At 66.6% G+C, this 9,584-nt stretch carries 6 protein-coding genes and 1 pseudogene; 1 reads left to right on the top strand and 6 read right to left on the bottom strand.

Translation table 11 applies throughout. The features are described 5' to 3' along the window. The 3 genes and pseudogenes from LH128_RS13720 to LH128_RS13710 all read right to left on the bottom strand — a co-directional run. Nucleotides 1-189, bottom strand: a pseudogene (locus LH128_RS13720) (VOC family protein); the annotation flags it as partial. A gap of 98 nt (nucleotides 190-287) precedes the next feature. Further along, nucleotides 288-1,751: a S41 family peptidase gene (locus LH128_RS13715; RefSeq protein ID WP_327195162.1), complete on the bottom strand. Its 1,464-nt coding sequence runs from the start codon at nucleotides 1,749-1,751 to the stop codon at nucleotides 288-290. A 124-nt stretch (nucleotides 1,752-1,875) separates the two neighbouring features. Beyond that, entirely contained in the window at nucleotides 1,876-2,610 is a 735-nt protein-coding gene (locus LH128_RS13710; RefSeq protein ID WP_008830242.1) for an SDR family NAD(P)-dependent oxidoreductase, read from the bottom strand. Nucleotides 2,611-2,767: 157 nt separating this feature from the next. On the opposite strand from LH128_RS13710, the gene LH128_RS13705 reads away from it, so the two are divergent. Further along, on the top strand, nucleotides 2,768-3,520 hold the full coding sequence (locus tag LH128_RS13705; RefSeq protein ID WP_008830241.1) for a TetR/AcrR family transcriptional regulator: 753 nt from the start codon (nucleotides 2,768-2,770) through the stop codon (nucleotides 3,518-3,520). A gap of 111 nt (nucleotides 3,521-3,631) precedes the next feature. Here LH128_RS13705 and LH128_RS13700 read toward each other — a convergent pair whose 3' ends face one another. Genes LH128_RS13700 through LH128_RS13690 form a run of 3 tightly spaced genes read right to left on the bottom strand, consistent with a single transcriptional unit; the run spans nucleotide 3,632 to nucleotide 9,217 of the window. Beyond that, nucleotides 3,632-4,984 carry a spinster family MFS transporter gene (locus tag LH128_RS13700; RefSeq protein WP_172705049.1) on the bottom strand — a complete coding sequence of 451 codons (1,353 nt, stop codon included), beginning with the start codon at nucleotides 4,982-4,984 and terminating at the stop codon, nucleotides 3,632-3,634. Nucleotides 4,985-4,989: 5 nt separating this feature from the next. After that, nucleotides 4,990-6,663, bottom strand: coding sequence for an AMP-binding protein (locus LH128_RS13695; RefSeq protein WP_008830239.1), 1,674 nt, complete (start codon nucleotides 6,661-6,663; stop codon nucleotides 4,990-4,992). Between the two features lie 31 nt (nucleotides 6,664-6,694). After that, the gene (locus tag LH128_RS13690) at nucleotides 6,695-9,217 is read right to left on the bottom strand and encodes a TonB-dependent receptor (protein WP_008830238.1); all 2,523 of its coding nucleotides are present in this window, start codon (nucleotides 9,215-9,217) and stop codon (nucleotides 6,695-6,697) included. Nucleotides 9,218-9,584 lie beyond the last annotated feature (367 nt).

Raw genomic sequence — 9,584 nt, 5'->3', positions numbered from 1 at the left:
CATGTCGCCGAGATAGCCGAAGGCATAGGAAACGTCCGCTTCCTCGGTGGTGCCGCGATAAGTGAACTCGTCGCAGTGGTGGTGGCGGACCATGCAGAACGGCCCGGCGCCGAAGGCGTCGGACCACTTCTGCGCGGCCTCGTCGATGTTGTTCACGAACCAGGCCTGCTGGAACAATGCGCGCTTCATGGCCTCTCCTCTTTCCCGTGGTGCCGTTGACCGGCAACCACAGGGTCAAGGAGTCCCCGCCCGGCCGCAACCGGGCAAAAGGGGAGGTCGGGCCAGAACTAGAACAGACCCGGCACCTCGCGCTGCGGAGTGTTCGGGCGCGCCGGGGCGAGGATGTCCCGCTTTTCGGACGTGTCCGGCATCACCGCCATGCGTGCCATGCTCTGGCCGACGATCGGCGTGCAGCTCTGGCCGGACAGGAACTGCAGCGCCACGCGGGTCGAATCCTCGCGCGGGTCGCCCATGTCGTAGCTGATGTCGTCGTTGCTGGTGCAGGTGCTCTTCATGCGGTCGGCCAGACCGTTGAAATAGTCGCCTTCGCCCGCGCTGTTCTGCGTCTTGAGCGCCACGATGCGCAGGCGGTCGTCGCATGAGGGCCGGTCGATCGCGATCTGTCCCACCGGCTTGCCGTAGGTATTCGCGCCGATCAGCGCCACGTCGGCATTGAGGTAGGGAAGGAAGCTGTTGATCACCAGCTCACTCGCCGAGGCGGTGCCGCCCGAGGTGATGAAGGCGATCTTCGTCGGCGCGACCGATTCGGCCTGCGCCGCGAAGTAGGCCGTGGTGTTTTCGGCGGACTTTTCCGGCCGGAAGACGGTGTGGGAAAAGACGTCCGACGCGGTGCGGTTGGCGCCCATCAGGTTGCCCATAAGCTCGGCCACGGAGATCAGCCCGCCGCCGTTGTAGCGCAAGTCCACCACCAGCTGCGTCACGCCCGCCGCACGGAAGGCGGCGAAAGCGGTGCGCATCTGCGGCTCGGCGGTGGAGATGAAGGTGCGCAAGTTGAGATAGCCAACCTTGCGCCCGCCCTGGTCGATCACCTTGTAGCCGTAAGTGCTGGACACCGGCTGCAGCGCGAAGTCGCGCTTGGCGACGGTGATGTTGCGCGTTCCGCTGGCGTCGCTGATCTGGAGCACGCGGGTAACGCCCGCCTCGTCCGGGCCGAGCGCATCGGCGACCGCGTTGACGCCGCCTGCCACCCAAAGCGACTGCACGGTCTGCAGGTTGCCCGAACTGGTGCCGATGGCGAGGATTTCCGTGCCGCGCCGCATCCCGGCAGTCGCCCCCGGACCGGTTTCGAACGCCTCGATCACGAACAGGCGGCGGGCGGCGGAATTGACGCCCAAGCGGACGCCGAGCCCGGCCGAGGAGCCCTGCTCGTAATAGGCGTTCTCTTCCGCGATCGAGGTGCGATAGGTGAAGAAGCGGTCCCGGTTCTGGGCGCGGGCATTGGCGGTCAGCGAATCAATGTAGTCGTCCAGCGTGGTGTAGGCTGCGGGATTGGCGTTCGCGGGCAGGGTCTCGGGGAAGAGATACCATTCGCGCAGCTGTGCTTCCGCCCAGTCCTGCCGTTCGCGCAGCGAGCACCCGGCGATCGGCGTGGGTGTCGAAGTGGGGGCAGGGGTCGGCGTTGGCGTCGGCGTGGAACCGCCTCCGCTCCCGCCGCTTCCGCCGCCGCCACATGAAGTCACCAGCAGAGCCAGCACGCACGCGCATGCCGTCCACGTCTTGTTCGATCGCACCAGTAGTCCCCCGTTCGAAGAGCGTGGCAGTCGCAACCACGCCCTAAGCCATTGTAGAGGCGGTATTACACAAGTGCGTCTTTGGTCAGGTTAAATATTTGTCACGGGATTGTTTTTTGGAGAATTACGGCATGAAGAACCCGCCGTTGACGTCCAGCACCGTCCCCGTGACGAACGCGGCACGTTCGGAGATCAGGTACTCCACGCCCGCGACGATGTCGTCGGTCTCGCCCAGACGGCCGACGGGGATGTCGTCGGTGTATGTGCCCTTGTCGCCGAAGCCTTCGCTTTGCGGGGTGACGATGCGGCCCGGCGCGATGCAGTTTGCGGTGATGCCGTGGGCGCCGACCTGCCCGGCGAGTACGCGGGTAAAGCCGATCACGCCTGCCTTGGTCGCGCCGTAGTGCGCGCCCGACAGGCGCGAGCGCATGCGGCCGCCTTGCGAGGAGAAGTTGACGATACGGCCCCATCCGCGCGGCTTCATCACCGGCAGCACGGCCCGGCACATCAGGAAAGTGCCGGTGAGATTGACCGCGATCACGCGGTGCCATTCGTCGATATCGGTCTCCTCGACAGGCAGCGAGCGGCCGCCGTGACTGGGACTGATCCCGGCATTGTTGACCAACACGTCGACATGGCCCCACTCGGCGGCGATGCGCCCCACGCAGTCCTCGACGCTGGCCGGGTCGGCCACGTCGCAGCGCAGGGCGAGGCTGCCGGGCAGGGCATCGGCGACGGCATCGAGGCCCTTGACGTCGAGCAGCGCCAGCCGGTGCCCCGTTTGCGCCAGCCTCTCGGCGACGGCGCGGCCTATGCCTTGCGCGGCGCCGGTGACAACGGCGACCCTGGCTTCATTCATGTCATGCTCTCCCGGGAAAATCGCGGGCCTGACCCGCGTGATAGTGGCGATGCTGCACTGCAAGGGCTTGCGCCGGGGGCAGCAAGATGGTCATGATCGGCGCGGCGGGCCATGGGGCCTTGCCGAAGCAGCGCGGCCGGGACAGGAGGGTAACGCCATGCACGACACCATCCGATCCGATCCCAATGACACCGCAGCCAGCGAGACCGGAACTGCGCCGGAGCGCGGCCGTCGCCGCCACGTCACTTCCGCCGCGACGCGGATCAAGATCATCGAGGCCGCCGAGAAGCTCTTCGCCGATCGCGGGATCGACGGCGTCGCCCTGCGCGAGATCGCGGCGGCGGCAGGGCAGGGCAACAATACCGCCGTCCAGTACCACTTCGGCACCAAGGAAGCGCTGGTCTACGCGATCTTCGACTACCGCACCGAGATGTTCGAGCCGCTGCGCGCCGCCATGCTCGACCGCGCCGAGGAAGCGGGGCTGCTCGGCGATGCGCGCACGCTGCTGGAGATCATGTGCCTGCCGCACCTGACGATCAGCGACGAGAACGGGCGGCATCCGTACTCCGCCTTCCTCGCCCAGTACCTCACCCGCACCCGTGCGGAAGGCATTCCGCACCCTTACGACGATCCCGAGGTTCCCGTGCCCGCGCTGCGCCGGGTGCGCCGGCTGATCGTCGAGCGCGTGAACTACGTGCCGCCGGTGGAGCTGCGTTTGCGCGTGGGGCTGTGCAAGCTGATGTTCCTCAACATGCTGATGCGGCGGGACAGCGGCTTTCCGCACTTCGATCAGGGCATCACGCTCGATGCGCTGGTGGACGATACCATGGTGCAGATGACCGTCGCGCTGACCGCGCCTTACAACCATCGTCATGCGCCGCTGTTCGCCGACATGATCAAGGCCGACTGACCTTCACGTTCGTCCGTTGAGCCCGCCTCCTCATGTCCGTCATTGCTTCGCTGCGCTCGCAATGACGATGAAGGGTGACGTGCTGCCAAGGAGGTTTGAAGCCATCCGGTCTTACGCCGCCTCGTCCAGCATCCGGCGATACGTGGGCAGGGCGCGGGCGATGAACACCGTCGATGCTGCCGCCGCGACGGCGCAGGTGATGGCGAGGGAGTCGCCCACGCGGCCCTCGTCGCCGAAGACATGGTCGGTGATGAGCGCGACGAACGTAGGTGCCAGCGCCAGCCCGGCCACGCTGACGACGAAGACGTAGATGGACGAGGCGATGCCGCGCATCCGGTTGGGCGTCACCAGCTGCAGCGCGGAGGACGAAAGCGCCTGAGGCAAGCTGTAGAGCACGCTCGCCGCCGTCGCGATGGCAAAGGCGGTCCAGTAATCGGTGGCGGCCATGAGCGCGAGGCTGAGCGGCACCATCGCGACCGAGGCGCCCAGCGCGACCAGAAGCAGGTTGTCGCGCCGTCCCATGCGCTCCACCGCGCGGGCCACCCAGGGGCTGACCAGCACGCTGAGCGATCCGGTGATGAGCACGGCAATGCCGTACTGCACACCCACTTGCGCGGCGGAGACGCCGAACTTGCGGATCAGCACAGTCGGCATCCACGCGGGGAAGGCGTAGAGCGGGATGATGAACAGCGGCATGCCCAGGTAGAAATTGCCGTAGAACCCGCGCCAGCGCCGGAACGTCGCCCAGATTTCTGCCGACGACATCGTCTGTACCTCGGCGTTTGCGGTAGCGGCGCGGCGGGCGGGTTCCTTCACGAAGACCAGCAGCAGCGCGATCAGCACGCCGGGCAGGCCCGCGCAGAAGAACACCAACTGCCACGGCTTCATCGCGCCCAGTAGCGGCACCGCAGACAAGTCCCAGCCTTCCGCGCCCTGCAGCAGCAATCCGCCAAAGATCAGCGCGAGGCCTCCGCCGAGGTATGGCCCCATCATGTAGACGCTGAAGGCGCGCGGGATAAGGCGCGGCGGGAAGGCGTCGGCGATGATCGACCATGCGGCCGGGGTCAGGCAGGCTTCCGCCCCGCCGACGCCGAAGCGGGCGAGGAACAGCTGCCAGTAGCTGCGCGCAAGACCGCAGGCGCTGGTGCCGATACTCCACAAGGCGATGCCGAACATCAGCACGCCCTTGCGACTGCCGACATCGGCGATGCGTCCGAACACCGGGCTCATGACGACGTAGGCCGATGTGAAGGCGAGGCCCTGCAGCAGGCTGAGGCGGGTATCGTCGAGCCCGAACTCGGCCTTGATCGGGCCGACAAGCAGGTTGAGCACCTGCCGGTCGATGAAACTGGCGGTGTAGGCCAGGGTGAGGACGAAGATCAGATACCAGCCCGCCCGCGATCCCCCCTGCGGTTCGGGGGCGGCCTCCGGGTAATCGGCGCCGGCTTCGCGGATGGGCGTCACGACCGTCACTTCGCGAGGCCGGCCGGGTCGATCTTGCGCTCCGGCGTGAAGCCGCGCAGCAGTTCGAATTTCTGGACTTTGGTGGCGCTCATCGGCCAGCTTTCGACGAACCGGACGTAGCGCGGGATCTTGTAGCTGGCGATCCGGCCTGCGCAGTGGCGCGCGACGTCCTCTTCGCTCAAGGCTTCGCCGGGGTTGAGTTCGATGAAGGCGGCGGCGACTTCCATCAGACGCTCGTCCGGAACGCCGACGACCTGCGCCATGCGGATCGCCGGGTGCGTGGCGAGGAAGCTCTCCAGTTCGACGGCGGCCACGTTCTCGCCGCCGATCTTGAGCATGTCCTTGAGGCGCCCTTCGTAGACCACGCGCCCCATCGCGCCGATCCGGCCAAGGTCGCCGGTATGGAGCCAGCCCCCGGCATCGACGGCGGCGGCGGTGGCCTCGGCATCGTCGAAGTAGCCCGCGAAGACGCCGAAGCCGCGCATGCGGATCTCTCCGGGCTCGCCGTCGGGGACGATCCGGCCGTCCTCGCCGAAGATCGCCAGTTCCATGCCTTCGCAGATCGGGCCGGAGGTTTCGAACAGGACGTCGTCGGGGTCGTCGATCTCGCTGTAGCAGGGGACGCCGGTGCCTTCGGTCAGGCCGTAGCTGTTGACGTACTTCGCCCCCGGAAACAGCGTTCCGTAGCGGCGCATGAGGTCGACCGGGCCGACTACGTGGTTGATCCGCAGGTCCGACTGGTCGTAGCGGTCGAACTGCGGATGCGTCACCAGCGCCGAGATGATCGTCGGGAAGCCCGCGTACTGCACGGTCGGGCGGCGCTCGATAAGCAGGTCCATCGCCTCGTCGGCGGAGAAGTGCCCCATGCCGATGAAGCAGGCGCCCGTCGCCCGGCACCCGGCCATCGGCAGGATCGTCGACATGTGGAACAGCGGCAGCGGGTCCCAGACGCGGTCCTGCTCCGTCAGCCGGAAACGCCCCGCCATCGCGGCGCCCATCCGGCTGAGCGACCCGTGCGTGAGCATGCAGGCCTTGGGGCGCGAGGTGGTGCCCGAACTGAAGATGATGAGGCCCACGTCGTCAGGCCCGACCGCCGCCGCCCGCTCCATCACGGCGTCGGCGCCGACGCCCTCGGCGGCGGCTTCCAGCATGGCGAGGCCGGGCCAGTTGCCGGGGCGCTCGTCACCCAGTTCGATCACGCCGCGCAGCGCCGGGGCGGCTGCGACCGACAGTTCGCCCCCGCTCCATCCGGCCAGCTCGGGAAAGACCTCCCCCAGCATCGGGCGGTAGTCGCAGTGCCGCCAGGCATGGCCGCCCACGAACAGCAGGCTGATCTGCGACTTGGGGATGACGTAGGCGAGGTCGTCCGCCCGATACCGCGCATTGAGCAGAACCGCGCAGCCGCCCACCATCTCGATCGCATAGTACAGGACCACGTAGTCCCAGCAGTTGGGCGCCAGTACGCCGACATGGTCCCCCGGCTTCACCCCCAGCCCGACCAACGACCGCGCCCGCTCGACGACTTGCGCGAAGAGTTCGGCATAAGTCGCCTCCCGCCCGTCGTAGACGAGCGCGGGACGGTCGGCGAACCGGTCGGCGGAACGGGCAAGCGTGCCGCCGACCGTCAGCGCCTGCAGCGCCGAAGAACCGTGAAGATCGAGAAGGTCGGGTTGGGGCAAGGCTGTCTCCGTGATTATGATCGGCCGCCGCTCAGGGCATGCGCCAGGTCAGCTGCAGCGCGATCGTGCGCGGCATGGCGCCGAACCCGGCCTGGTCGGCGATGCGGTTGGCGTTGGTCCCGGTGCCGAGCCCCGAGCCGGAGGCGTCGGTGACGCCGGTGACGACGAAGCGGTTGGTCAGGTTCTTGCCCAGCAGCGCCAGTTCCCAACGCTCGTCGGCGGTGCGGATGTGGATCTGCGCGTCGAGGTTGATGTACGATCCCTGGCGCGACAGCGGCGAGCCAAAGGCCGAGGTCAGATAGCTGGAGCTGTAGCGGCTATCGACCCCGAACCCGGCGGTCAGCCCGTCGCTGATGTCGGTGTCGTACTTCATCCCCAGCGTCGCGGTCCAGCGCGGCGCGGCGAAAGTGGACACGCCGTCGAGGTTCTGGCCCGGCGTGCCCGGCCGCGCCGGAGTCGTGCCGGTCGCGGGCACCGGCGGCACCAGCAGGCCGGGCGTGCAGCCGTTCGCCAGCGACTGGCCGCCGTAGCACGGCGCGATGCCGTCCCCGTAATTCGCCTTGTTGTAGTTGATCGATCCGTTCAGCCCGAACCCGCGAAGACCGCGCGGCGCATAGTCGAACTCCACCTCGACGCCGCGCGTGCGTGCCGAACCGGCGTTGACCGAGTTGTAGCTGAGCGCCGCCGAGTCCAGATAGGTCACCTGAAGGTCGGTGTACTTGAAGGTATAGAGGCTGACGTTGAAGCGCAGCTGGCGGTCGAACAGCATCGTCTTGATGCCTGCCTCGAAGCCCTTGCCCTTCTCCGGATCGAAGGTGAAGAAGTCCGCCTCGGTGCGCGGCGTCAGGATCGAGCTGTTGGAGAAGCCGCCCGACTTGTAGGCCGTCTTGAAGGCACCGTAGACGTTGATGTCCGGCGTCACCTTCCACGCTACCGTCGCTTCGGGCGACCAGTTGGTGAACGTCTGGTTGGCCGCGAGGCGCCGGGTCACGTCGTAGTTGACGCCCGCGAAGCGCGGATTGGCGTAAGGCTGGAAGAACGTGCTGTCCTTGGTCTCGTGGATGTAGCGCACGCCGCCGGTCACCTCGATCTCGGGGATGACCTTCCAGATCAGCTGGCCGTAGCCCGACAGGGTTTCGCCGTCGGTCGTCGATTCCTTGGCATACTGGACGTAGCGATAGCCCTCGGGCGCGGCGCTGTTCTCGGCATTGGCGTTGATGACGACCTGGTCGAAGGTGCGCTTCGTGTTCTGGTAATAGCCACCGACGAGGAAGTTGAGCGGGCCGTCGAACTGCGAAAGCACGCGCAATTCCTGGCTGAACGCCTTCCACCGGCTGACTTCGCCGCCCCAGATGTTGACCGTGGGCGACGACTGGTAATCGATGTCCGCGGTCCAGTGGTTGCGGTTGAAATTGTAGTTGGTGACCGAGGTTACCGCGAGGTCGCCTAGCTGGTAGTCGATGTTGCCGGTGACGCCCCACGAACGGTAGTCGTTGAAGTTGTGGTCCTTCACCAGCGCGGTCTGGTCCGCGATGTCCTTGGGCAGATCGTTCATGCGGTTGTAGAAGCCGGGCGTGCAGGCGACGCCGGGCGTCGTCGTGCTGGTGCCGCCGTCGCAGGCGAACACGTTGTAGTTCCACGCGCCGCCGTAAGTCCTGTTCCAGCCGTAGTTGGCCTTGACCGTGGCGGTCAGGTCATCGGTGGGCTCCCAGCGCAGGGTGCCGCGGACCAGGATGTCGCGCTCGCGCGGGCCGGCCTTGCTGGGCAGGGCGGTGTGCGCGGTGTTGGGGGCCACCGTGGTTGCGGTCGGCGTGTCGCGGGTGTTGTAGGTGATCGGCCCGGCGCGGTTGTCGAACAGCGATCCGAAGTCCTTCGATCCGCGTACGGCAAGGCGGAAGCCCGCCGTATCGCCGATCGGGCCGGAGACGAAGCCTTCGGCGTAGACCTTTTGCGCGTTGAATTCGTAGCCGGTGCGCATCTGCGCCGTGAAGTGGTCGGTCGGGTTGGCGGTGGTGATCGAGATCACGCCTGCCGTCGCGTTCTTGCCGAAGAACAGCGATTGGGGGCCTTTGAGGATTTCCATCGAGGCGAGGTCGAAGAACCCCTCGTTGATGGTGCGGCCCTGGCCGTAATAGACGCCGTCGACGATGACCGCGACCGACTGCTCGACGCCGATCGACAGCGAGTTGGAGCCGATGCCGCGCAAGGTCAGCTGCGCGCCGGAGCCCGAGACATTGCGCCCGATTACCAGCTGCGGCGTGGCGGCGGCGATGCGTTCCAGGCTGGTGAGGTCGCGGCGCGCGATATCCTGTGCCGAGATGACGGTGACGGCCACCGGCACCTCCTGCGCCGATTCCGCTCGGCGGCGGGCGGTGACGACGATATCGTTCATCGCGGCGGGCGCGGTCTCGCTCTGCGGCGCCGAAGCATCCTGTGCGGCGTTTTGGGCGGTATCCTGCGCTAGCGCGGTCTGTGCCCCGCCGGTGATGCACAGCAGCGCGGTGCCCGCCAGCAAGGCGCCACGGCACGACTTTTGGTTCATCGATTCGATCATTTCAGGTTCCCCTCGACCATGCTTGTTTTCGCGTTTGCGCGTGGTTCGAGCCGCAGTTGTATCGTTAAATTTGGTGCGACGGACTTAACTTATCGTGGTTTGAAATTAAGGCAACTGCCTTTTTAAATCACGCGAATTTTGCAGCAGATGCGGGTTTTGGTGCCTGCGATAGAGGCTGTCCAAGCGCGGCTTACGTGCTCGCGGGATGCCACTGGGGCGGCGTTAGGGTATCGCTAGGTGCCGTTAAGTACCGTTTGGGTGCCTCTCCTCAGCCGCCGTCATTACGAGCGTAGCGAAGCCATCCAGGGCCGTTTGCACCGCTCCGGATGGCTTCGCGACGCTCGCAATGGCGAGGTGGTTTTTCCGG

Source organism: Sphingomonas sp. LH128 (genome assembly GCF_000293195.2).
GTDB lineage: Bacteria > Pseudomonadota > Alphaproteobacteria > Sphingomonadales > Sphingomonadaceae > Novosphingobium > Novosphingobium resinovorum_A.
The sequence above is the reverse complement of the archived record's forward strand: the minus strand, read 5'-3'. Positions and strand labels throughout refer to the sequence as shown.

Coding starts and splice junctions, on each gene's coding strand:
- LH128_RS13710 (WP_008830242.1), bottom strand. CDS start 2,610: ATGAATGAAGCCAGGGTCGCCGTTGTCACCGGCGCCGCGCAAGGCATA.
- LH128_RS13705 (WP_008830241.1), top strand. CDS start 2,768: ATGCACGACACCATCCGATCCGATCCCAATGACACCGCAGCCAGCGAG.
- LH128_RS13690 (WP_008830238.1), bottom strand. CDS start 9,217: ATGATCGAATCGATGAACCAAAAGTCGTGCCGTGGCGCCTTGCTGGCG.